General features: G+C 72.3%; 22 protein-coding genes. 7 read left to right on the forward strand and 15 right to left on the reverse strand.

Translation table 11 applies throughout. From position 1 onward, the window contains the following. Positions 1–129 precede the first annotated feature (129 nt). Positions 130–1,668 carry a histidine ammonia-lyase gene (gene hutH / locus J2X46_RS11940; protein ID WP_310250564.1) on the forward strand — a complete coding sequence of 513 codons (1,539 nt, stop codon included), beginning with the start codon at positions 130–132 and terminating at the stop codon, positions 1,666–1,668. Between the two features lie 11 nt (positions 1,669–1,679). Here the strand turns inward: hutH and J2X46_RS11945 are convergent, their stop codons facing one another. Continuing rightward, positions 1,680–2,165, reverse strand: a complete 486-nt coding sequence (locus J2X46_RS11945; RefSeq protein ID WP_310250566.1) for a hypothetical protein — start codon at positions 2,163–2,165, stop codon at positions 1,680–1,682. Between the two features lie 111 nt (positions 2,166–2,276). Between J2X46_RS11945 and J2X46_RS11950 the strand changes: the two genes are divergently transcribed. Then, positions 2,277–3,695: a DUF2079 domain-containing protein gene (locus J2X46_RS11950; RefSeq protein WP_310250569.1), complete on the forward strand. Its 1,419-nt coding sequence runs from the start codon at positions 2,277–2,279 to the stop codon at positions 3,693–3,695. Between the two features lie 71 nt (positions 3,696–3,766). Beyond that, complete coding sequence (gene hutU, locus J2X46_RS11955) at positions 3,767–5,455, forward strand: urocanate hydratase (protein ID WP_310250572.1); 1,689 nt, start codon at positions 3,767–3,769, stop codon at positions 5,453–5,455. 4 nt (positions 5,456–5,459) lie between these two features. On the opposite strand, the gene J2X46_RS11960 is transcribed toward hutU, so the two are convergent. Together J2X46_RS11960 and J2X46_RS11965 are read right to left on the reverse strand one after the other, a co-directional pair. Further along, entirely contained in the window at positions 5,460–7,787 is a 2,328-nt protein-coding gene (locus J2X46_RS11960) for a fibronectin type III domain-containing protein (protein WP_310250575.1), read from the reverse strand. 57 nt (positions 7,788–7,844) lie between these two features. Further along, positions 7,845–8,903 (reverse strand): GGDEF domain-containing protein, encoded by a 1,059-nt coding sequence (locus J2X46_RS11965; RefSeq protein ID WP_310250577.1) that lies wholly within the window; start codon positions 8,901–8,903, stop codon positions 7,845–7,847. Between the two features lie 125 nt (positions 8,904–9,028). On the opposite strand from J2X46_RS11965, the gene J2X46_RS11970 reads away from it, so the two are divergent. Then, on the forward strand, positions 9,029–10,057 hold the full coding sequence (locus J2X46_RS11970) for a M48 family metallopeptidase (protein ID WP_310250579.1): 1,029 nt from the start codon (positions 9,029–9,031) through the stop codon (positions 10,055–10,057). 3 nt (positions 10,058–10,060) lie between these two features. On the opposite strand, the gene J2X46_RS11975 is transcribed toward J2X46_RS11970, so the two are convergent. The 8 genes from J2X46_RS11975 to J2X46_RS12010 form a co-directional block, all read right to left on the reverse strand. After that, a complete protein-coding gene (locus tag J2X46_RS11975) occupies positions 10,061–11,377 on the reverse strand; it encodes an MFS transporter (protein ID WP_310250582.1) in 1,317 nt (438 codons plus the stop codon). Between the two features lie 64 nt (positions 11,378–11,441). Next, positions 11,442–12,464 (reverse strand): glycosyltransferase, encoded by a 1,023-nt coding sequence (locus tag J2X46_RS11980; RefSeq protein WP_310250584.1) that lies wholly within the window; start codon positions 12,462–12,464, stop codon positions 11,442–11,444. Positions 12,465–12,469: 5 nt separating this feature from the next. Next, positions 12,470–13,324 carry a 3-keto-5-aminohexanoate cleavage protein gene (locus J2X46_RS11985; protein WP_310250588.1) on the reverse strand — a complete coding sequence of 285 codons (855 nt, stop codon included), beginning with the start codon at positions 13,322–13,324 and terminating at the stop codon, positions 12,470–12,472. Continuing rightward, positions 13,309–13,950, reverse strand: coding sequence for a DapH/DapD/GlmU-related protein (locus tag J2X46_RS11990; protein WP_310250591.1), 642 nt, complete (start codon positions 13,948–13,950; stop codon positions 13,309–13,311). Before J2X46_RS11990 ends, J2X46_RS11985 begins: the two co-directional genes overlap by 16 nt. Before the next feature lie 99 nt (positions 13,951–14,049). Continuing rightward, complete coding sequence (locus J2X46_RS11995) at positions 14,050–14,193, reverse strand: hypothetical protein (RefSeq protein WP_310250592.1); 144 nt, start codon at positions 14,191–14,193, stop codon at positions 14,050–14,052. Between the two features lie 115 nt (positions 14,194–14,308). After that, the gene (locus tag J2X46_RS12000; protein ID WP_310250595.1) at positions 14,309–15,178 is read right to left on the reverse strand and encodes a CoA ester lyase; all 870 of its coding nucleotides are present in this window, start codon (positions 15,176–15,178) and stop codon (positions 14,309–14,311) included. Then, entirely contained in the window at positions 15,171–16,256 is a 1,086-nt protein-coding gene (locus J2X46_RS12005) for a CoA ester lyase (RefSeq protein ID WP_310250598.1), read from the reverse strand. The genes J2X46_RS12000 and J2X46_RS12005 overlap by 8 nt, the downstream gene beginning before the upstream one ends. Positions 16,257–16,316: 60 nt before the next feature. After that, on the reverse strand, positions 16,317–16,877 hold the full coding sequence (locus tag J2X46_RS12010) for a DUF1992 domain-containing protein (RefSeq protein ID WP_310250601.1): 561 nt from the start codon (positions 16,875–16,877) through the stop codon (positions 16,317–16,319). A gap of 205 nt (positions 16,878–17,082) precedes the next feature. Between J2X46_RS12010 and J2X46_RS12015 the strand changes: the two genes are divergently transcribed. From J2X46_RS12015 to J2X46_RS12025, 3 genes are all read left to right on the forward strand, one after another. Beyond that, on the forward strand, positions 17,083–18,018 hold the full coding sequence (locus J2X46_RS12015) for a hypothetical protein (protein ID WP_310250605.1): 936 nt from the start codon (positions 17,083–17,085) through the stop codon (positions 18,016–18,018). 279 nt (positions 18,019–18,297) lie between these two features. Next, positions 18,298–18,549, forward strand: a complete 252-nt coding sequence (locus tag J2X46_RS12020) for a PspC domain-containing protein (protein ID WP_310250607.1) — start codon at positions 18,298–18,300, stop codon at positions 18,547–18,549. Positions 18,550–18,567: 18 nt separating this feature from the next. After that, a complete protein-coding gene (locus tag J2X46_RS12025) occupies positions 18,568–19,239 on the forward strand; it encodes a maleylpyruvate isomerase family mycothiol-dependent enzyme (RefSeq protein ID WP_310250610.1) in 672 nt (223 codons plus the stop codon). Positions 19,240–19,251: 12 nt separating this feature from the next. On the opposite strand, the gene J2X46_RS12030 is transcribed toward J2X46_RS12025, so the two are convergent. From J2X46_RS12030 to J2X46_RS12045, 4 genes are read right to left on the reverse strand one after another with little or no spacing between them, the layout of a single operon-like run. Next, positions 19,252–19,707 carry a hypothetical protein gene (locus J2X46_RS12030; RefSeq protein WP_310250613.1) on the reverse strand — a complete coding sequence of 152 codons (456 nt, stop codon included), beginning with the start codon at positions 19,705–19,707 and terminating at the stop codon, positions 19,252–19,254. A gap of 7 nt (positions 19,708–19,714) precedes the next feature. Continuing rightward, positions 19,715–21,193, reverse strand: coding sequence for an MFS transporter (locus J2X46_RS12035; protein ID WP_310250616.1), 1,479 nt, complete (start codon positions 21,191–21,193; stop codon positions 19,715–19,717). After that, the gene (locus tag J2X46_RS12040) at positions 21,186–22,511 is read right to left on the reverse strand and encodes a M20/M25/M40 family metallo-hydrolase (protein WP_310250619.1); all 1,326 of its coding nucleotides are present in this window, start codon (positions 22,509–22,511) and stop codon (positions 21,186–21,188) included. The genes J2X46_RS12035 and J2X46_RS12040 overlap by 8 nt, the downstream gene beginning before the upstream one ends. Then, the gene (locus J2X46_RS12045; protein WP_310250622.1) at positions 22,508–23,122 is read right to left on the reverse strand and encodes a nitroreductase family protein; all 615 of its coding nucleotides are present in this window, start codon (positions 23,120–23,122) and stop codon (positions 22,508–22,510) included. Before J2X46_RS12045 ends, J2X46_RS12040 begins: the two co-directional genes overlap by 4 nt. Between the last annotated feature and the right edge of the window lie 91 nt (positions 23,123–23,213).

The following is a 23,213-nucleotide window of genomic DNA, read 5'->3' on the forward strand; positions in this document are numbered from 1 at the left end:
CCTCGACCGTGCCACAACCGCGGCCGGTTGGTTTCCCCCTGCAGGGTGAGGCCACATGTCTCGTATCCCAGACCCTCGTGCCTCACCGGCCTCTGGTGGCCACCGCGCGGCGCGGGCTTCAATGGCGCCATGCAGACGATCCAGGTCGGGGTGGGCCCCGTCTCCTTCGAGGACCTCATCCGTGTCACCCGTGACGGCTTCGGCGTCGAGCTCACCGACGAGGCGCTGGCCGCCGTCGACCGGGCCCGCGGTGTCATCGAGACACTGGCCGCGGCCGAGACGCCGTCGTACGGCGTGAGCACGGGGTTCGGCGCTCTCGCCACCCGGCACATCCCCACCGAGATGCGCGCGCAGCTCCAGCGCTCGCTGGTCCGCTCGCACGCGGCCGGCTCCGGCCCGGAGGTCGAGCGGGAGGTGGTGCGGGGGCTGATGCTGCTGCGTCTCTCCACGCTGGCGACCGGGCGCACCGGAGTACGACGCGAGACGGCGCAGCTGCTCGCCGGCCTGCTGACCCACGGCATCACGCCGGTGGTGCGGGAGTACGGCTCGCTCGGCTGCTCCGGCGACCTCGCGCCCCTGTCGCACTGCGCGCTCGCGCTGATGGGCGAGGGCGACGTCCGCGACGCGTCCGGCACCCTCATGCCTGCTGCCGAGGCGCTCGCCGCCGTCGGGCTCGAGCCCGTCGAGCTGGTCGCCAAGGAGGGCCTCGCCCTCATCAACGGCACCGACGGCATGCTCGGCATGCTGGTCATGGCGATCACCGACCTCCGGATGCTGCTGCGCACCGCCGACATCGCCGCCGCGATGAGCGTCGAGGGCCAGCTCGGCACCGACCGGGTCTTCGCGCCCGAGCTCCAGGCGATCCGGCCGCACCCGGGCCAGGCGTTGTCGGCGGCCAACCTCACTGCCCTGATGGCCGACTCGGCGATCGTCGCCTCGCACAGGACTGGCGACTGCAACCGGGTGCAGGACGCCTACTCGCTCCGCTGCTCGCCGCAGGTGCACGGCGCGGCCCGCGACACCGTCGAGCACGCCGCCACGGTCGCCGGGCGCGAGCTGGCCAGCGCGATCGACAACCCGGTCGTGCTCGGCGACGCGGTCGAGTCCAACGGCAACTTCCACGGCGCCCCGGTCGCCTACGTCCTCGACTTCCTCGCGATCGTCGCGGCCGACGTGGCGTCGATCAGCGAGCGTCGTACGGACCGGTTCCTCGACAAGGCCCGCAACCACGGGCTGCCGCCCTTCCTCGCCGACGACCCCGGCGTCGACAGCGGCCACATGATCGCGCAGTACACCCAGGCCGCGATCGTCTCCGAGCTCAAGCGGCTCGCCGTGCCCGCGTCGGTCGACTCGATCCCCTCCAGCGCGATGCAGGAGGATCACGTGTCGATGGGCTGGAACGCCGCCCGCAAGCTGCGCCGGTCGGTCGACGGGCTGACCCGGGTCGTGGCCGTCGAGGTGCTCACCGCCGCTCGTGCGCTCGACCTGCGCGCGCCCCTGACGCCTTCGCCGGCCACCGGCGGCGTGGTCGCGCTGCTCCGGTCCGCGGGCATCGAGGGCCCGGGACCCGACCGCCACCTCTCGCCGGAGATCGAGGCTGCCGTGGAGCTCGTGAGGTCCGGTGCGGTGCTCGCCGCCGCCGAGTCGGTGGTCGGGGAGCTGGCGTGACCAGCGTGCCGTCAGGTGGTGGCCGCGGCGCCGGTCCGACCCCGACCGGAGTCGTGGTCGACGAAGCCCTGGGCGAGCCAGAGCACGAACAGCACCAGCCCGGGATCGGTCGCCTCGTGCACTGTCAGCTGGGCCGGGGAGGTGCCCCAGCCGGTGGCCTGGAGGTCGAGCAGCGTCGTCTCCCCGTCGCGCAGCGAGTAGCGGCTGACGAGCACGGGGGTCGTCCTCAGGCGGAGCCTCCGACCGTGCCAGGCGATCTCGCCGCCGCGGGTCAGGAGATCGGGTCGGGTGAAGGCGCCGACCACCTCGCCCTTGGGTGTGACCGCCTCGGCCTCGCCGCTGAGCAGGCCGCGCGACTGGGCCGTGAGCGGTTCGCCGTCCACCGGGAGCAGCAGCGCGGTCCGCGAGAACAGGCTCATCCGACGGATCGAGCCGATGCCCTCGACGTCGTACCTGCGCCGGTCCTCCGACGACTGCCTCAGCACCAGGTCCCCCATGAGCAGACCGTAGACCCCGGCGGGCCCCACCGACATCCCTGAACCCACCTCCTGCCGGGCCGGTGGTGCCTAGACTTCCGCCGTCGTCGCGCACCGCAGGAGGGGGAGCCCTTGACCCGCGAGTCGGTGTGGCCCCGGTGGCGCCTGGCCCTGGTGTGGCTGGTGAGCTCGACGATGTACGCCGCCCTGACGACGGTGGTCTTCCGCTCCTTCGTGGTGACCGCCTTCGACCACGCGATCATCGAGCAGGTCGTCGACCGGCTCGCCCACTTCTCGGCTCCGGTCACCGAGGTCGAGGGCGCGGGCGTGAACTACTTCGGCGATCACTTCTCCCCGGTCCTCGCGGTCTACGCGCCCTTCTACCGCCTCGTGCCTGCGCCCGAGACGCTGTTCGCGGTGCAGGGCGCCGTCCTCGGCCTGTCGGTCGTGGTGGTCCTGGTCGCCGCGACGAAGCGCCTGGGGCGTGGCACCGGCCTCGCCCTCGCGGTGCTCTACGCACTGTCCTTCGGGCTGGTCAACGGGGTGCTGATGAGCGCGCGCGAGACGCCGTTCGCGGTGCTGCTCCTCGCCCTGGCCGGCGCGGCGTTCCTCGACGGGTCGACGCGCGGCGTGGTGCTGGCGAGCCTCGGCCTGCTGCTGGTCAAGGAGGACCTCGGGCTCACAGTCGCGGCGATCGGGTTCGTGCTGGCGCTCGACTCCCGCTCCCGCCGTGCAGGCGTCGCCCTCATGGCCACGGGTGTCGTCGCCTTCGTCGTCATCGTGGCCGTGCTGATCCCGCACTTCGCGGACGGCGGCACGTCGGCGTACGCCAGCACGTCGGGCAGCATGCTCGACGCCGCGGCCTCCGGGTGGGGCGTGAAGCTCTTCACCCTCGTGGTCACCTTCGGCGTCGTCGGCTTCGCGTGCCTCCGCAACCGCTGGGCGCTCGTGGCCGTGCCGACCTTCGCGTGGCGGTTCACCGCGCCGAAGATGGCCTACTGGACGCCACTCTGGCACTACTCGGCACCCCTCATGCCGGTGGTGTTCCTCGCCGCCGTCCCGGTGCTCGCGCGCGCTCGTCCGCTCCAGCGTCGCCTCGCTCTCGGGGTGGCGGCGGCCACCACGGCGTTGATGCTGGCGTGGCTGGCCGTGGTTCCGGCAGCGCTGGTGGTCGACGCCTATGGCTCCGATCGCCCGGACGCCGCCCGCCGGGCGTTGGCGCAGGTGCCCGTCGGTGCGACGGTCGTCGCCGACGACTACCTCGTGGGTCACCTGGCCGGCGACCGCACGACCTACCACGTCACCACCTTCGGTGGGTGTCCGCGGCCCGACTATTTCGTCGCCCACGTGGGCACGCCCGAGCGCCACATCTGGGGCGGACGCATCACCGACGGGGCCTTCGTGACGACCGACGACCTGCTCGCCTTCGCCCGGACGACGTACGGCGACGGGCTCGAGGTGGCCTACGACGAGGACGGCTACGTCGTGCTGCACCGCGGGCCGGACGACTCCTCGGCGGGGTGCCGGCCGGTCGAGCCCGAGCTCCCCTGAATCTCGGATCCGAGACGCTAGCGAGCGTCGCCACTCTGGCGGGTGACGGCTCGTCGGAGTTCGATGGGCGCATGAGCACGAACCCCCGCCTCCCCATCCATGCCGCCCACGGCACCGAGCTGACCGCGAAGTCGTGGCAGACCGAGGCGCCGCTGCGGATGCTGATGAACAACCTCGACCCCGACAACGCCGAGCGTCCCGAGGACCTCGTCGTCTACGGCGGCACCGGCAAGGCGGCGCGCAGCTGGGAGGCGTACGACGCCCTCGTCCGCACCCTGCGCGACCTCGAGGACGACGAGACGCTGCTCGTGCAGTCGGGCAAGCCGGTCGGCGTGATGCGCACCCACGCCTGGGCGCCGCGCGTGCTGATCGCCAACTCCAACCTGGTCGGCGACTGGGCCAACTGGGAGGAGTTCCGCCGGCTCGAGGACCTCGGGCTGACGATGTACGGCCAGATGACCGCCGGCTCGTGGATCTACATCGGCACTCAGGGCATCCTCCAGGGCACCTTCGAGACCTTCGCCGCGATCGCGGACAAGAAGTTCGGGGGCACCCTCGCCGGCACGATCACCGTCACCGCCGGCCTCGGCGGCATGGGCGGTGCCCAGCCGCTGGCCGTCACCATGAACGACGGCGTCGCGATCTGCGTCGAGTGCGACCAGCACCGCATCGACCGCCGCCTCGAGACCCGCTACCTCGACGTGCAGGCGCGCGACCTCGACCACGCGATCGAGCTCGCGATCGAGGCCCGCGACGAGCGCCGCGGCCTGTCGATCGGCCTGCTCGGCAACGCCGCCGAGGTGCTGCCCGAGCTGCTCGAGCGCCACCTCGACGGCTCGGTGCGCATCGACGTCGTCACCGACCAGACCTCCGCGCACGACCCGCTCTTCTACCTCCCCGCCGGGACGTCGTACGACGACTGGGAGCGCGAGCGCACCGAGGACCCGCGCGGCTTCACCAAGCGCGCGCAGGAGTCGATGGCCACGCACGTGCGCGCGATGGTCGAGCTCCAGGACGCCGGCGCCGAGGTCTTCGACTACGGCAACTCGATCCGCGACGAGGCCCGCAAGGGCGGCTACGACCGGGCCTTCGAGTTCCCCGGCTTCGTGCCGGCCTACATCCGGCCCCTGTTCTGCGAGGGCAAGGGCCCGTTCCGCTGGGCCGCGCTGTCCGGCGACCCGGCCGACATCGCCGCGACCGACCGCGCGATCAAGGAGCTCTTCCCGGCCGACGACAAGCCGGAGTACGCCCGCCTCCACACCTGGCTCGACATGGCCGCCGAGCGCGTGCAGTTCCAGGGCCTGCCGGCCCGCATCTGCTGGCTCGGCTACGGCGACCGGGCGAAGGCCGGCGCGAAGTTCAACGAGATGGTCGCCAGCGGTGAGATCTCCGCGCCGATCGTCATCGGCCGCGACCACCTCGACTGCGGCTCCGTCGCCTCGCCCTACCGCGAGACCGAGGCGATGCTCGACGGCTCCGACGCGATCGCCGACTGGGCGATCCTCAACGCGCTGGTCAACACCGCGTCGGGCGCCACGTGGGTGTCGTTCCACCACGGCGGCGGCGTCGGTATCGGCCGCTCGCTGCACGCCGGCCAGGTCACCGTCGCCGACGGCACCGACCTCGCGGCCGAGAAGATCCAGCGCGTGCTGACCAACGACCCGGGCATGGGCGTGATCCGCCACGTCGACGCCGGCTACGACCGCGCGGTCGAGGTCGCCGAGGAGCGCGGCGTGCGGATCCCGGTGCGCGAGGCCTGAGCGGCTACCTGACCCGGATCCGCGCCCAACCGCTGTAGGGCGACCAGCCCACCGCGTTGAGCGCGGAGACGCGCACACGGTAGGTCCCGGGCTTGAGCCTCCGGATCACGAGCCGGGTGATCCCACCTGTCGTGGTCCGGTCGCGGCCCTTGGAGAGGTCGATGCGGTACTTGGTGACGAGGCTGTCGGGGCTGCTGGCCGCCGTCCACACCACGGTCATCGTGCGACGCCGCGCCGAGAGCCTGGGGGCCTTCATGCGCGCCGGTGCCGTCGTCGGGGTGAGGACCGGGGTGGTGTTGGCGGGGGGTGTCGGCGTCGGCGGGGCCATCGGCACGGCCGTGAGGGCGGCGGACTCCGCGGAGGTTCCGACGGCGTTGGTGGCCGACACCGTGATCAGCCATGGGATCGCGTTCGTGAGCCCCGTAAGGGTGGCACTCGTAGCCGGCGCCGTCACGCCAACGGTGCGCGTGGGCATGCCGTAGGAACGCGCGGTCACGGTGTAGGCGGTGATCGGCGAGCCGTTGGCCGCCGGCGCCGCCCACGTCACCACCGCTGACGCGTCGCCCGACCTGACCACGACCTGGGCCGGGACGCCGGGTGCGGTCGGGACGACCGGCGGGGCGAGCGTCGACGCGCTGGTCGTGGCCGCCGGGCCCTCGCCCGCAGCATTGACCGCGCGCACGGAGAGGACGTACGCCGTCCCGGCGGCGAGCCCGGTGAAGACGTGGCTGCGGGCATCGGCCGGCAGCGTCCACGTCTGGGTCGAGCCGTAGCGCGCCACGACGTAGCCGGTGACGGGGCTGATCCCTGCGTTGGCGGGTGCGGTCCAGCCCAGGGTGAGGCTGCTGGTCGTCGCAGACCCGGCGCTCGGGGTCCGGGGGGCGGTCGGCACGTCCTCGTCCGTCTCACCGGTGCACCCCGGGGCGCTCACGGTGTAGGCACCCAGGCTGCCGTAGTCGTCGTACCCACCTGCCCAGGTGCCCTCGCCGACGCCGTCGACCGAGATCGTCCAGCCCGGACCGGTCGCGGCGAGCGTGACGCTCGCGCCGAGCCCGGTGGCCGTAGCGCCGTCACCGAAACCGGAGGCCGGAGCAACGGTCGACACCACGCTGCCGGTGCCGTCGCGGACCGTCAGCTGCACGTCGAGGTTGGGCGCGTACGCCACCGGGTCGACCTCGACGACCGTGTTGGCCGGGCAGGTGCCCAGACGGTAGGTGTCCACGTCGGAGGCGGCAGAGATGACCGCCGGCCCCACGGGCAGCGCGACCGGCTCCCCCGACGTCCCGTCCTCGTCCGTGCGGCGCCCGAGATAGCCGGCAACGATTGCGACGTCGTCCTGGGTGTTGTTGGCTCCCGGGTAGGACCCGCGGCTCCACTGGACGATCGGGCGGTTGTAGCCGACGCCCATGATGGGCGCCCAGTTCCCGTGCCCGGAGTAGTAGCTGCTGGACGCGGTGGCGTCGTGGGCCAGGCCGAGGTTGTGCCCCGCCTCGTGCGAGGCCGCCTCTGCCACGGCCTTGGGCTCGTCGTAGAGGGCCTGGGGGAAGACCCAGGCCGGCTGGTACGGGGAGTCGATCTCGTCGAAGACGCTGAGGTAGGCGACGCCGCCGCAGCCGGAGCCGCAGATCTTGCTCCACGCGTCGTTGCTCGGCGAGATCAGCACCCGGGTGCCGTACGCCGTGTCGCTCGAGGAGCTGCGCACCAGACCGGCGGTGCCCGGGTCCTGGGTCGTCACGTCGACGCCGAAGGGGGCGTAGTCCTCGGCGACGAGGGCCCACACCTCCTGCACGGCGGCGCGCTCGCTGTCGCTGAAGGAGGCGCCGTCGCCGGCCGGGTCCCAGGCCGGGTGCGTGCCGGCGGTGACGCCGTCGCTGGCGTTCCACGCCGTTCCCGACACGTCGGCGCCGTCCACGTCGAGGAAGATCTTCAGGCTCGAGCCCGGGTTGCTGTGCAGGGAGAAGGTGTCGGCGAGCGGAGCCACGGCCGCCGGTGCGACCTCGGTCGCGGGGTCTGCTCCCGCCGCGGGATCGACGAAGTGCACGCGTCCGTCGACGTCGAGCCAGGCGGTCCGGTCCGTGCGGAGCAGGTCGCGCAGCTCGCTGGTCCCGAGGTCGTTGCGCACGGCGGCGACCTGCAGGTCGTCACCGAGCTCGCGGATGGCCGCGGCGCCTCGGGCCGGCTCGTCGAGCAGGTGCGGCTCGGCGAGGCGGGTGGTGCCGGCCGGCGCCGGCTCGGCGTACGCCAAGGAGACTGAGGTGGTCGAGGCGACGACGCCGAGCGCGAGCAGCGCGGCGCAGGACCGCAGGCGGCGTCGGGGCAGTGGGAGGCTCACCGGCGGAGGCTAGTCAGGGACGTCGGCCCGCCGCAGGCGATTGCCGAAGTTCGCAGGTCACGCTCGCGCGGGCGAACCGTCGACAGTGTCCGGGGCGCCGCCGACGCGACCCCGCCCGTTGCGCTTGGCGTCGTAGAGCGAGAGGTCCGCCGTCGAGTAGAGACCCTGCAGGTTGTCGGCGTGCACCGGGGCGTGCGCGACCCCCACGCTGATCGAGAGGGTGATCTGTTCGCCGTGCGGCAGGGACATCGGGCGAGTCCGGACCGCCTCGACGAGCTCCTGCGCGCGCCGGAGCGCGACGTCGTACGGGCAACCGGGCAGCAGCATCGCCATCTCGTCACCGCCGAGCCGGCTGAGGACCGTGTCGGGGCGGCTGCAGGCCCGCAGGACCTCGGCCAGGTGGGTGAGGGCGGCGTCTCCCGCAGGGTGTCCCCACGTGTCGTTGATCTGCTTGAACCGGTCGACGTCGAGCAGGATCAGGGACGTGCCACCGTCCCCGTCGTTGCTGGTCAGCACGGAGCGGGCGGCGTCGTCGAGGACCCGGCGGGTGACCAGGCCGGTCAGCGGGTCGATGGCCGCCTGCTCGCGCAGCTTGTCCGTGAGCCGCGCCGTGCGTTCGCTGGCGCGCACCAGCAGCCAGGTGGTGATCGCGAGGAGCACGCCGACGGTGGCCAGGTCGGGGAGGGCCTGCTCGAGCGGACTCAGCGTGAGGACGATCGCAGCATCGGCGGCGACCGCGCAGGAGGTCACGACCCAGGCCGCCAGTGCACGCAGCTGCGAGGCGGCGAAGAGGACCGGGGCGCAGAGGACGACCTGGCCCGCGGCCGAGGCGTCGTGCGTGGCGAGGTCGGCGAGCACGACTGCCCCGATGCCGAGGAGCGGCACCGGCAGCCACAGCCACACCTTGAGCTGCTCCTTGACGACGACGAGCAGCACGCCGGCCAGCATCACCGCCAACGACGTCGCGATGACGGGGGCCTGCATCCCCGGAACGAGGTCCTGGGGCGTGAGTGCGGTGATGACGGCGCTCAGCCCACCCGCGACGACGCACAGCGTCACGGCGAAGGTGGTGGCTGCCTTCGGGTCCCGCGGCTCGAGGTCGGCACGATCGATCATTCCTCCACGGTAGGTCGCGCGCTTCGCGACCGGGCCCTTTCCGGTGGATTGCCCGACGTCCGGGTAAAGGCTCGGGTCAGCGCCGAAGCGCTGCGTGCGACTCGCTCTTCTGCCAAGATCTCGCCATGGCCAATACGGGGGGCAAGAAGCCGGCGCGCACGCGCGTCACACTGACCGACATCAGCTCGCGCGCCTGGGAGCACCCAGCCGACCGCGGAGCACTGGTGGCACTGCGCAAGCTCAAGGGCTTCGACGTGCTGCTCAAGACGATGTCGGGGGTGTTCCGCGAGCGCGCCTGGCGGCTGACGCTGCTCGGCTCGGCGGTGCGGGTCGACGAGCGGCAGTTCTCGCGGCTGCACCGGATCCTCGCCGAGGTGGGTCAGAGCCTCGACTGCACCACGCTGCCGGAGATGTACGTCTCGGCGGACCCGAGGCTCAGCGCCCGGTGCGTCGGCATGGACAAGCCGATCATCGTGCTGTCGTCGGGCATGGTGCAGCACCTCGACGACGACGAGCTGCGCTTCGTCATCGGCCACGAGCTGGGCCACGCGGTCACCGGCCACGCGGTCTACCGCACGCTCCTGGATCGCATCCTCGGGCTCGGCAACCTGCTCAACGCCCTCCCCGGTGGCGCCATCGGTCTCCGGATGATCTCCGTCGGCCTGCTCGAGTGGTCGCGCAAGGCCGAGTTGTCGGCCGACCGCGCCGGCCTGCTCGCCAGCCAGGACCCGAACGCCGCCCTGCGCACCCACATGAAGCTCGCCAGCGGCGGCACCCTCGAGGAGCTCGACGTCACCTCGTTCCTGCAGCAGGGAGCCGAGTACGACGAGGGCGGCGACGTCCGCGAGTCGCTGATCAAGCTCTCGCTGCTGCAGCGACAGCAGGTGCCGTTCGCCGTCGTCCGCGCCACGGAGCTGCGTCGCTGGGTCGACACCGGCGCCTACACCGGGATCCTCGGCGGCGACTACCCGAGGCGCGCCGACGACGACTCGGCATCGGTCAGCGCCGCTGCCCAGGAGGCGGCAGCGAGCTACTCCGACGCTTTCGAGCGCACCCAGGACACCCTCGGAAAGCTCGTCCACGACCTCGCCGGCTGGATGGGCTCGGCGAGCACCTGGCTCAACGACCGCTTCCGCCGCGGCGAGAGCGCCTGACGCTCAACCCTGGCCCGGCTGGCCCTGCGGCGCCCGGTCGCCGGTGGCCGGGTCGGCGGTCAGGGTCGCGTCGTCGGGGACGCCGTTGACGGACGCGGGGATCAGCCGCTCGACCACCAGGGCGAGCACGGCGATCAGTCCGCAGCCGGCAACGAGCACCGTGACGTAGGCGATGCTCCACCCGCGGTCGAGCACGAACCCGGCGAACAGCGGACCGGTGATCGCGCCGCCCTGGAAGGCGCCGGCGTTGACCGCGTTGTAGCGGCCGCGCAGGTGGTCGGGCGCCAGGTCGTTGGTGATCGCCGGGATCGTCGGCTGCATCATCGTCTCGCCGAGCGCGAAGGCGCCCATGTAGGCCAGCACCCCGGCCGCGGCCACTGCGCCCGGCACCAGCCCGGTGGCGCCCAGGACGACGTACGACAGTGCCCACAGGGCGCACATCACGAGCATGACCCGCGTGCGGCGGTGCCCGGCAATCAGGCGCAGCACCAGGAACTGAAGCAGCACGATCACGGCTGTGTTGACCGCGAAGGCGAAGCCGACGACCCGCGTCGACACCTCGGCCTGCCGGGCGAACGCCGGGAGCCCGGTCTCGAGCTGGCCGTAGCCGAGGAACACCGCGGTGAAGGTCAGCGCGGTCATCCCGATCACCGCGGGGTTGCGGAGGATGGCGAGGTAGGAGCCGCTCGACGCGTCGGCGTCGTCGGGGGTCTCGTGGACGGCGGTCACGCGGCGCAGCGGGCCGAGCAGCAAGGCGATCGGGACGAGCATGCTGGCGGCGTCGGCGAGGAAGATGACGGTGAACGTGTGCGGCCGGGACACGTCGGCGTACATGCCGCCGACGACGCCACCGACGCCGATGCCGAGGTTGACCAGAGCGAAGTTGATGCCGAAGTACTGCTGGCGCATCTCGCCGGTGGTCACGGCCGCGATGAGGGCGTTGAAGGCCGGCCACGACATCCCGAAGTTGATGCCGAGGAAGGCCATCGCGAGCGCCGCGACGGCCGGGGTGGTGGCGAAGGCGAGGATCGCGCAGCCGACCAGCTGGGAGGTCGTCGCGAACAGCAGCACCCGCCGCGCCCCGACGCGGTCGGTCAGCGCACCTCCGGGGCCGGTCACGAGGAGGGCGACCACCGCGATGAACGCCATCAGGGTGCCCGCCAGGTCGAGGGAGAAGCCGCGCACCTCGTGCAGGTAGATGACGGTGAACGGCAGCGTCAGCCCGCGACCGAGGGTCTGGACCGCGACGGTCGAGAGCAGCCAGCGCCCCTCGGGGGAGAGCTGGGCCCAGAACTGGCGCAGGGTCGTGGAGGAGCTCACCCGAGGATTCTGTCTCCCCGCACCGACAGGGGCACGCGGGTTTCGGACCGCGGCGTCGCCCGGCTCACGTCTGTGGCGGTCGGCGTACCTTGGCCCGCAGCTGGGCCAGCACCTCGTCCTTGTGCGCGAGCCGCTCGCGCAGCTTGGCGAGCTGCTGTTCCTGGGCGGCCCGGATCTCGACGAGCCGGTCGACGTGGGTGCGCAGCGTCTCCACCTCGGACCGCAGGTCGGCCGCCTCCGCCTCGCGGGCGCGGACGACGTCGTCCTGGTAGGCGCGCTGCGACGCGAGCGCGGCGTGCAGTCGCGCGAGCTGCCCGCGCTCCTCGACGAGCTGTGGGAGCAGGCTGGCCCGCACCCGGCGGTCGATCTCGTCCTGGGCGCCGGGGCCGGTCACGAGCGCGTGCCAGGGCACGACCTCCGCCGCTCGCTCGTCGTCGGTCCAGGTGTCGCGGCCGTCTGCACTGGTGGGGAACTGGAGCGCCGTCATCCGTGCGGACGTCGCGGCGCGGAAGCCGAACCCGAGCATCTTGCGGAACTGCCAGCGGTCGGGCCACCAGCCCGCAGGCGTGGTGTCCCACGGCGTCACGCGGTCGTACGCCGCCCGGGTGTGGGCGGTGCCGGTGATCGAGATCGCGTTGTGCTCGACGTCGTCGTCGAGGTGGAGGGCGACGTCGTCGGGGTCGGCGAGGTCGGCGGCGTAGAGCCGGACCCGCCCGTCGGCGGTGAGGTAGCCGTTGAGCGACTGCACCAGGTCGTGGTCGGCCAGCAGGTCGAGCAGGTCGGCGACGTGGTCGGGCAGCAGCAGGTCGTCGTCGCAGAGGTAGAAGATCGCGTCGCTCTCCGCAGCCTCGACCGCGGTGTGGCGGTGGCGCTCGCCGTGGTGGGGACCCTTCGGGAGGTCGAGGAAGCGGACCCGCGCATCGAGTGCGACGAGGTCCTCGGCGACCCGGCGTACGTCCTCGGTGACGCCGTCGCCGATCAGCAGCACCTCGACGTCCGTGACGCTCTGGCGCAGCACGGTGTCGACGGTGAGCGGGAGCGTCGTCGCCTTGTTGTGGATGGGGATCAGCACCGAGGCGCGAGGCACCGGCCTCACCCCGCCGCGAGGCGCGCGCGCAGCTGGTCGGGCGTCATCATCGTGCGGCCGTGGAGCTCGAGCAGCTCGTGGACTCGCTCGACCAGCATCGGGTTGGTGGCCAGCCGGGTGCGACCGCGGTCGAACCAGATGCCGTCCTCGAGCCCGACCCGTACGCCGCCGCCCGCCGCGATCGAGTGCGACTGGACCGGCAGCCCGAAGTCACCGAGGCCGGCGCCCGACCAGATGGTGCCGGCCGGCAGCCGGTCGACCGCGAGGCCGATCTCGCCGAGGGTGGCCTGCATGCCGGCGACGTTGCCGAAGAACAGGTTGGCCACGACGGGACCGGGCAGCAGGCCCTTGCGCTGGAGCACGCCGACGTAGTTGACCATCCCGAAGTCGAAGAGCTCGAGCTCGGGGACGATCCCGCGGTCGAGCATGACCTGCGCCAGGGCGTGGATGGTGTCGGGGCTGTTGACCGAGGCCTGGGTGAGGAAGTTCAGCGACGACAGCGTGAGCGAGGCGAGGTCGGGCTTGAGGTCGTCGTCGAGCGCGAGGCAGTCGGCGCGGCGCTCGACCTCCGACCACGTGCGGCCGCTGGTGCTGACGTTGATGACCACCTCGGGCGCCTTCTCGCGGACCGCGCCGACGATGCGGGCGTAGACCTCGCGCTCCCAGGTCGGGTCGCCGTCGTCGTCGCGGGCGTGGAGGTGGACCGAGGTGATGCCGACCGACGCGGCCGCGGCGACGTCGGCCGCGATCTCGGCCGGGGTCAGCGGCACGTGTGGCGTCATCGCCCGCGTCGGCACCATCCCGGTCGGCGCCAGCACGAGGGGGGCCGGCCGGTCGAGGTCGCTCAGCAGTGGGGGCACGTCAGCTCCTCGACGTCCTCGGTGCGCAGCACGCGGGCGGGGTTGCCGACGACGACGGCGCCCGGCTCGACGTCGCGCGTCACCACCGCGCCGGCACCTACGGTCGCACCGTGGCCGATCGCCACCCCGGGCAGGATCGTCGCGCCGCTGCCGATGAAGGCGGCCGCCCCCACCGCCACGTTGCCGGCCAGCACGACCCCGGGGCCTGTCGACACCGCGAAGCCGAGCCGCGCGTCGTGTCCGATCGAGCTGGACCGGTTGACGTTGGCGTGGCAGCCGATCGCGGCGTGCGAGCCGAGGACCGCCCCGGCGTTGACGTAGGCGCCGTGCGACACGGAGGCCGTCGACGGCAGCACCGCGGTCGGGTCGACCAGCCACTCGGGCGTGGTCCACCCGCCCTCGGCTGCGGCGCAGGCGGCCCTGGCCCGGTGGGCGGCCGACGAGAGACCCAGCGCGAACGGCGTGATCCGGGTGTCCTCGGTGAGGTCGCTCAGCCCCGGCAGGCGCGGGTCCGCGCCGCCGAAGTTGTCGACGCAGACCACGTCGCGGCCCAGGCGGCGCGCTGACTCGACCACGTCGAACGCATAGGGCGAGGCGACCCCGAAGAGGGTGAGCGGGCCGGGCATGTGCCGACCCTAGTGGCGCGCCCGGTCGGCAGCCCCGAAATGAGCTCGGGCCCCGGACACCATGGAGGTGTCCGAGGCCCGTTTCCGAGGTGGAGAGCGCTACCAGACCCGGCGGCTGCTGCCGCCGATCGGGACGAAGTTCAGCACCAGACCGACCACGAGCAGGATGATGCCGAGCGTGACCAGGATGCTCTGGGGCAGAAGCAGCCCGAGGACGAGCAGGATCAGTCCGAGGACAATCATTCTTTCTTCTCCTCCTTGATGCAGCCCACGGTGGGCGCCGATCCACTATGTCGTCTGCGTCCGGATTCGGGACCCTCCCTGCGGGTGGTGGTCGGAAACCGGCCCGACGGAGGCCTCAGTCGGCGGACAGCGCCTGGATCGCCTCGTGGATGGAGAGGGTGCGCCGGGCGGACTCGACGTGGAGGTTCTCGACCATCTTCCCGTTGTGCGTCACGACGCCCGCGCCCATGCCGTCCTCCCAGGCGGCGATGAGCCCCTGGGCGTCGGCGACGGCCTGCTCGCTGGGGGCGAAGGCGGTGTTCGCGCCCTCGACCTGGCCGGGGTGGATGAGGGTCTTGCCGTCGAAGCCCATCTGGCGGCCCTGCTCGCACTCGGCGAGGAAGCCGTCGGTGTCCTTCACGTCGTTGTAGACGCCGTCGATCACCGCGATGCCGGCGGCGCGACCGGCGAGCAGCGCGGTGTGCAGGCTCGGCAGGATCGGCGCGCGACCCGGGACGTGCTCGGCGTACAGCTCCTTGACGAGGTCGTTGGTGCCGAGGACGAAGGCACCGAGGCGCTCGGAGGCGCGGGCGATGGCGAGCGCGTCGAGGATGGCCACAGGCGTCTCGACCATGGCCCACAGGGTCGTGTGGTCGGGGGCGCCCGCCTTCTCCATCGCTGCGACGAGCTGGGCGACCTCGTCGGCGCTGTTGACCTTGGGCACGACGATCGCGGTCGGTCCGGCCTGGCTGGCAGCCGCGATGTCCGCGTCGTGCCACTCGGTGCCGATGCCGTTGACGCGGATCGTGACCGAGCGCCGGCCGTAGTCGCCGCTGGCCGCCGCTGCGGCTGCCGCCTCGCGGGCCGCGGGCTTGGCGTCGGGGGCGACCGCGTCCTCGAGGTCGAGGATCAGCGCGTCGCAGGCGATCGACTTCGCCTTCTCCAGCGCCCGCTCGTTGGAGCTGGGCATGTAGAGGACCGAGCGGAGGGGCGTGAACTCAGACATCGGAGACCTCGATCTGGTCGTAGGCGGCCTTCAGGTCGGGGTCGATCGCGGCGAGCTCCTCGGCCAGGCGCACCATCACCTGGCACTGCTTGACCGACGCGTCGTCCTCCATCTTGCCGTCGATCATCACCGCGCCGGTGCCGTCGCCCATCGCGGCGATCACCCGCCGCGCGTGCGCGACGTCCTCGACGCTGGGGGAGAAGACCTTGTTGGCGATCTTGATCTGCGCCGGGTGCAGGCTCCAGGCGCCGACGCAGCCGAGCAGGAACGCGTTGCGGAACTGGTCCTCGCAGGCGACCGTGTCGGCGATGTCGCCGAAGGGTCCGTAGTAGGGGTAGATCCCGTGCATCGCGCACGCGTCGACCATCCGGGCGATCGTGTAGTGCCACAGGTCCTGCTGGTACGTCGTGCGCTGGGCGTCGTACTGCGCCACGCCGAGGTCGTCGCGCGGCGGGTCCTGGCGCACGAGGTAGCCGGGGTGGCCGCCGCCGACGCGGGTGGTCTTCATCCGGCGGTCGGCGGCGAGGTCGGCCGGGCCGAGGGAGAGGCCCTGCATGCGCGGGCTGGCCGCGCAGATCTCCTCGATGTTGGCCACACCGCGCGCGGTCTCGAGGATCGCGTGGACGAGGATCGGGCGGTCGATGCCGGCCTTGGCCTCGAGCTGCGCGAGCAGCCGGTCGACGTAGTGGATGTCCTCGGCGCCCTGCACCTTGGGCACCATGATCACGTCGAGCTTGTCGCCGATCTCCGGCACCAGCGTGGTCAGGTCGTCGAGCACCCATGGGCTGTCGAGTGAGTTGATCCTCGTCCAGAACTGCGTCGGCCCGAAGTCGGTCGACTTGCCGATCTCGACGAGGCCTTGGCGGGACTTCTCCTTGTTCTCCGCCTTGACCGCGTCCTCGAGGTTGCCGAGCAGCACGTCGACCGTGCCGACCATGCCGGGCACCTTGGCCGCCATCTTCTCGTTGCCCGGGTCGAAGAAGTGGATCGCGCGGCTCGGCCGGGCGGGGATGTCGCGCAGCGGCGCGGGCGCCCCGACGGCGAGCGGGGCGAAGAAGTCCTTGGCGGTTCGTGACATGCGCGCAAACTACCGCCGCTCACGCGTGCGTCGATATGACGGATGTCTCTCCGGGGCGGGTCAGCGGCTGCGCCAGCGGTACCACCACGACCGCTTCTGCGGCGACGGCGGGCGCACGGCCCGGGCGGCGCGCTGCGCCTCGATGAGCGCCGTACGACGGTCACGCCAGGCCGCGACCTCGTCGTCCACGTCGCGGGTCGGTGTCACGACCGGCGGGCCGCCCTGCAGCTGCCGCCGGGTCTCCACCACCCGCCGGTTGAAGTCGGCGAGCTCGCGGCGCACCTCGCTCTCGGCCGGGATCGCGTCGAGGCGCGCGTCGAGCTCGGCGTCCTCCTTGCGGAGCGCGATCGCCGGCGGCAGGAGGGCGATGTTCTCGCGCTCGACGAGCTTCTTGAGCCACCAGTCGGGGTCGTGCTCGACCCCGAGGTCCTCGATCGGCTTGCCCTCGCCGGGCAGGTTGTCGAACTCGCCGCGCTCCATCGCCTGTCGTACCTGCAGGTCGACCCAGCTGGCCTGCTGCTGGATCCGTGCGGCCGCGGCGGACCGGCCGGTGCGCTCGTCCCGCTCGACCTCGCGCACCGACTCGGTGTCCGCGGTCTCGAACTCGTCGTCTGCCGACATGCCCCGAGCCTACGACGACGCCTCGTCGGTGGCCGCCCGATGGATTTCCACGCGCTCGGGTGGAAGTTCATTGAGGGCTGAGCGTGGGGCGGCTCGGCTGGCCTGAACTTCCACGCGCTCGGGTGGACGTTCATCGACGAGCGAGTGGGCACGGCCCTGTGGATGACGTACGACGCCCTCGTCCGGAGCCGGGCAGGCTGACCTGGTGCATCGCCGCCGCCCCTTCGACCCGAGCCAACCTTTCCCGCGCTTCCGGGCGCTGAAGGCTGGCATCCCCCGCGCCACGGTCGACTCGCCTGCCTTCAGGCGGCTCCTTCACGGCGTCATCGTCGCGGCCGACGTGCCCGACTCGGCCGTGCTCCGGGTGAAGGCTGCGCTCGCGTGCTACTTCGACTCCGCCTTCGCCAGCCACGCGTCGGCCGCGAGGGTGTGGCGGGTCCCGGTGCAGACTCGTCCGGGCGAGCACGTCACCGTCCCGGACCAGGCCCACCGCCTCCGCCGCGTCGGTGTCACGACCCACCACCGACCGGGCGCCTCGATCGTCGTACGGGAGGGCGTGCGCGTGTCTGCGCTCGTCGACCTGTTCGTCGAACTGGCAGAGGAGCTGTCGCTCGTCGAGCTGGTGGTCGCCGGCGACTGGATGGTGCGGCGCCACCATGTCCGGGTCAAGGAGCTTCGTCGCGCTGCGATGAGAGCAACAGGACCGCATGCGCGGCTGGCACGTCGGGCGGCCCGCTACGTCCGGGCGAAAGTGGACTCCCCGATGGAGACGCGGTTGCGGATGCTCATCGTCCTCGCCGGGCTGCCCGAGCCCGAGGTCAACATGACGGTGCGCCTGGTGGACGGCGACGAGGTACGCCGGTTCGACCTCTGCTGGCCCGAGGTCCGCGTGGTCGTCGAGTACGACGGCCGCCACCACGTCGAGCGCGTCGAGCAGTGGGAAGCCGACCTCGACCGGCGCGAGGAGATCGACGACGACGAGTGGCGGATCCTCGTGGTCGTCGCCTCGGGCATCTACGCCGAGCCCGAACGCACGGTGCGGCGGGTGTTCCGACTCCTGGAGCGACGCGGGCTCGAGGGCCTGCCGGAGCGGCCCAGCGAGGACTGGCGGCCTCACTTCCCCGGCCGTCTCGCCGCCTGACCCGTCCGGCAGGCAGCTGACGGATCGGCGCTGTACGCCGCCCGCCGGATGAACTTCCACGCGCTCGGGTGGAAGTTCATCGGGGGCCGAGCGTGGAGGTGGCCGGTTCGGCCTGAACTTCGACGCGCTCGGGCGGAAGTTCATCGGGGGCTGAGTGTGGGGGTGCCCGGTTCGGCCTGAACTTCCACGCGCTCGGGTGGAAGTTCATCGGGCGGGGTCAGGGTCCGGCCGGGGCTGATCCCGATGGTGTGGGTGCCTCGCACGACGCACGCTGAAGGCATGGAAACGATCCGCACCTCACTGGCCCGTCAGGGCCTCGTCCGCTCCACCGACCGCGCCATCATCGGCGGCGTCTGCGCCGGCGTCGGACGCCGCCTCGGCCTCACGCCGTGGGTGACGCGCCTGCTGTTCATCGTGACGCTCTTCGCGATCCCCGGCAGCCAGATCCTGGTCTACCCGCTGCTCTGGTTCCTCATGCCGTCCGAGGACAGCATCGAGGCCGCCACCGCCCGGTCGTACCCGACCAGCTGACCCGACTAGGTTCTGGCCATGTCCTACGACTGGCTCACGCTCCTGGGCGACTCCACCGACCGGTTCGCCGCCGCGCTCGAGGGCGTCGACCCCGACGTGCCGATCACGTGGTGCCCGGGCTGGACGTTGCACGACCTGGTGGACCACCTCGGCGGGGTGCACCAGTGGGCCGGCCACGCCGTGGTCGCGGGCGACCCGAGCCTGGAGCCGGTGCGCCTGGAGCGTGGCGCGGACCTCGCGGGGTGGTACCGCACGCACGCCGTGGCACTGGTCGACGTGCTCGGGTCGACGCCGGCGGACGCGCCCGCGTGGACCCTGGACAAGCAGGACCAGACAGCCGGCTTCTGGCGGCGCCGCCAGGTGCACGAGACCCTCATGCACACGTGGGACGCGGAGGAGGCGCTCGGAACGCCTCGCCCGTTCGACCCCGCGCTCGCCTGGGACGGCGTGCTGGAGGTCGCCACGGTGATGTACCCCCGTCAGGTCCGGCTCGGGCGCGTCGCACCGCTGATCCCCGCCGTGCGGATCCGCGGCGTGGACGTGGCGGCCGACGTCACGCTCGGCACCGGCGACCCGCTCGTCGTGGAGGGACAGGCCGAGGATCTGCTCCGCCTGCTCTGGCACCGCGCCGACACCTCCGGGCTCGACCCGCGGGCCGCCGCGCTGCTGTCCGGCGCCGTCACGCCCTGACCACACCACCCGTCAGCTCCCGGTCGCCTCGAAGCCGGTGACCTGCCACCAGTCGGCGTACGGCGAGGGGGCGACGCGTCGGCGGCACTCGTCCCATCGCTCGAGGTTGGTTCGATCCATGGCGTGGTCCCAGTCCCCGTCCTCGCCGAGCGGGACTTCGCTCCCGGTGACGTAGACCTCGGTCCGGCCGTCGAGCGCCACCGGCGCGGAGTCCTCGTCCAGCTGGATCGCGGCGCCGTCATCAACCACGCGGGTGCCGTACGGGAACGCCGTCAGCTGGCCCTTGAACAGCACGCATCCCGCCTCGACCCGCATGGTCCCGGTGTCCTCGTCCCAGGTCGAGTCGTTGCGACCCTCGGGGCGCGTCACCAGTTGGACCGAGCCCGACGTGTCGTCCGGCTCGTCGTCGGACCACGGCGGCGCGCAGCCGGCGAGCATGAGCGCCAGCGGCGCGACGAGCCACCTCATCGGCTGCTCAGTGGCCGGCGGTCTCGGCTGGTACGTCGCTGAACGCGTGGGGCGGTGCCGCGAGGAGGGCGAGGGCGGCGAGGAACGACGCTCCGGCGCAGACCGCCCAGACGGTGAGGTAGCCGCTGAGCGGGGCCACCTTCTCGGAGGTCTCCTCCAGCGAGCCGGTGGCGGTCAGCGCGATCGCGAAGATCGCGGACGCGATGGCACCACCGACGGTCTTGGTGCCGTTGGTCATGCCGGTCGCGATACCGGTGCGCTCGGGCGGAGCCGCGGCTGCCGCGGCGGCGGGCAGTGCTGCGACCAGCGCGCCCGAGCCGATGCCGGCGACGGCCATGTTGATGAGGGCCTGCCAGGTGTGCTCGTGGAAGGGCAGCCAGAGCAGGTAGCCGACACCGACGAGCACGCAGGCGACGACCAGCGCGCGTCGTACGCCACCGAGCAGGCGGGTCGTCAGCGGGAGGGTGAAGGCGCCGATCGCGAGCGTGATGACGTAGACGCCGATCAGGGTGGAGATGAAGCTCGAGTCGGCGCCGAGGCCGTAGCCGCGCTCGACGGGGTCGGCCTGGGCGAAGGTCGAGAGCGGGATCTGGCCGCCGAGCACCGGGATGCCGAACAGGAAGGCGGTCAGCTGCACCGGCCACTGCGCCGGGCTGGAGAGCAGGCGGACGTCGACGATCGGCTCGGGGTGGCGCTGCTCGAAGCGCCAGAACGCCGCGAACACCGCGACGGCCACCACGATCGTGAGCCAGCCGCGCAGCGAGCCTGGGCCGTCGAGACGCAGCCACACCAGGCCGCCCATCAGCACGCCGAGCGCGACGGTCACCAGGCCGAGACCGGCCCAGTCGATGCCGCCGGCGTCGTCGCCGGGCGCTTGCTCGATGCCGAACAGGATGACGAAGAAGACGGCCGTCACGACGAGGGCCGGGAGGGTGAGCAGGACGTTCATGTCGAGCGTCTCGACGAGCGCGCCGCTGGTGACCGCGCCGATGATGACGGCCAGCTCGAGCGAGCCGACCAGGATCGCGGCGCCGCGCCGGGTCAGCAGCTCCTGGCGGCCGGACGTGCGCGTGCGGCGGTGGATGATCGCGATCTCGAGCGGGAGCCAGACGACGTACGCACCCTGGATGGCCCAGCCGATGAGGAAGGTCGTGAAGGTCGGCGAGAAGGCGAGCCACCACGATCCGAGGGCGGTCACGGCCGTCGAGATCAGCAGCACGCGCTTGTGGCCGACCAGGTCGCCGAGGCGGGCGAGCAGCGGGATGCACAGCGCGCTGACGATCAGCTGGGCCGCCTCGAACCAGTTGATGTCGCCCTCGTGGATCGCGAGGTGGTCGGCGATCTGCGGGTAGATCGGGGTGTAGAAGCCCTGGAGGATGCCGCTGGCGAACTCCACCATCACCAGGAAGCCGACGATCGCGGCCAGGCCCTTGACCGCTGTCGGCGCCGCATCCGCCCGCCGGCTGAGCTCGTCGAAACTAGTCATGTGGGAGCCTCTCGATCAGCAGCTGGTACCACCGGGCGCCGTCGACGAGGTCGGCCACGCCGATGTGCTCGTCGTAGGAGTGGATCGCCTGGCGCTGGGCCTTGGTCATCCGGAAGGGGGCGAAGCGGTAGACGTGCTCGCTGATGGCGGTGAAGTGCCGCGAGTCGGTGGCCGCCATCATCACGTAGGGCGTGGCGATCGCCTCCGGGAACACCTCGCCGATGCACGCCTCGACGAGCTGGAACGGCTCGTCCATCGGCGAGACCGGCGACGGCTCGCCCGACTCGACGACGTCGATCCGGATCGACTCGTCGGCGACGGCCTTGCGGATGTGGTCGACCACGCCGGCCACCGTGTCGCCCACCATCACCCGGATGTTGAGCCCGGCCTTGGCCGTCGAGGCGATCACGTTGAGGGCAGGCGAGCCGCTGAGGGTGGTGGCCGCGACCGTCGTACGCGTCATGGCGGCGGCCTCGGGGCCGGCCGCGAGGAGCACCCGGGTGATCACCGGCGCCAGCTGGTCGGCGCGCCCGAGCAGGGGCCGCACGGGGAGCGGCAGGTGGGGCGCCAGGCGGCGCATCAGCTCGAGCGTCGGCGCGGGGGCCGAGGCAGGGAAGGGCGACTTCTCGACCCGAAGGATCGCGCGGGCGATGCGGGCGGTCGGGCCGTTCCTCGCGGGCGTCGAGGCGTGGCCGCCGCGCCCCTCCGCGACCAGCTCGAGCGACGTCGTCCCCTTCTCCGTCACGCCGATGACACCGAGCGGCGCCTTCACGCCGGGGAACGCGCCGCCGGCGATCGCGCCGCCCTCGTCGAGCACCAGCCACGGCGTCACGCCGCGGTCGCGGAGCACGGCGACCGCCTCGGGTGCCGCCGTACCGCTGACCTCCTCGTCGCAGCCGAAGGACAGCCAGACGTCCTGGGCCGGGGTCTGCCCGGCCTCGAGCAGGGACTCCACGGCCTCGCAGATCGCGGCGACGCAGCCCTTGTCGTCGAGGGTGCCGCGGCCCCAGATGGCGCCGTCGTGGATCTCGCCGCCGAAGGGGTCGTGCTGCCACGGAGCCTCCCCGTCGACGGGTACGACGTCGAGGTGGGCCATCAGTACGACCGGCTTCTCCGCGCTGGCGCCGGCCCAGTGGAACAGCAGCCCGTGGGTGCCGACGCGGGTGAGCTCGAGCCGCTCGTGCAGCAGCGGGAACTGCGTCGCCAGCTCGGCGAGCAGCCGGTCGAAGGCGTCGGTGTCGATGCGCGAGGCATCACGGTCGGAGACGGTCGGGATGCGGACGAGGGCCTGCAGCGCGGTGACCACGCGGTCGGTCATGGGGTGACCGTAGTGCCCCAGCGTCCCCGGTGGACCAGATTCGTACGCCGTTCGCGCCGCGCCGGCGAGCCCTTCGCGCCGGTGTCGGTCTCACGGTGCCCGATGGTGATCGCGCCGACCGGCTTGTGGTCCTCGGGCACGCCGAAGGCCGCCCGGAAGGAGTCGGTGTGCTCGCCGGGGATGCCGAAGAAGCAGGCGCCGAGCCCTTCGTCGACGGCGGTCTGGAGGATGAGGAGCGAGGCCATGCCGGCGTCGACGTACCAGTACGGCACCGGCCAGCGGTCGTCGCGACGGTCGGTCCAGCCCTTGTCGGCCTCGGCGTAGCGCTCGAGGTAGGCGGCCTTGCACGCCAACGGGACGATCACTACGGGCGCGGTGCGCATGCCGTCGAGCCACGCGTTGTGGGTGTCGGGGTCGGCGCCGGTCGACTCCCAGAAGCGCGCGACGTCGTCGGGGGTGTCGAGAACCAGGAACGCCCACCCCTGCGTGAAGCCCGCGTTGGGCGCGCGCTGCGCGTGCTCGAGCAGCCGGTCCACGACCGCCGGGTCGACCGGCTCCCCGGAGTAGCGGCGCACCATCCGCCGGCGTCGTACGACCTCACGGAACTCCATGGGGTCGACTCTGCCACCGCCGGCACCCACCCCGCTGTAACGCCGTGTTCCCACCTGTTCTACCCATGGTGTGCGGGGGTGCCTACAGGTA

The sequence above is a fragment of the Nocardioides sp. BE266 genome (genome assembly GCF_031457855.1).
GTDB lineage: Bacteria > Actinomycetota > Actinomycetes > Propionibacteriales > Nocardioidaceae > Nocardioides.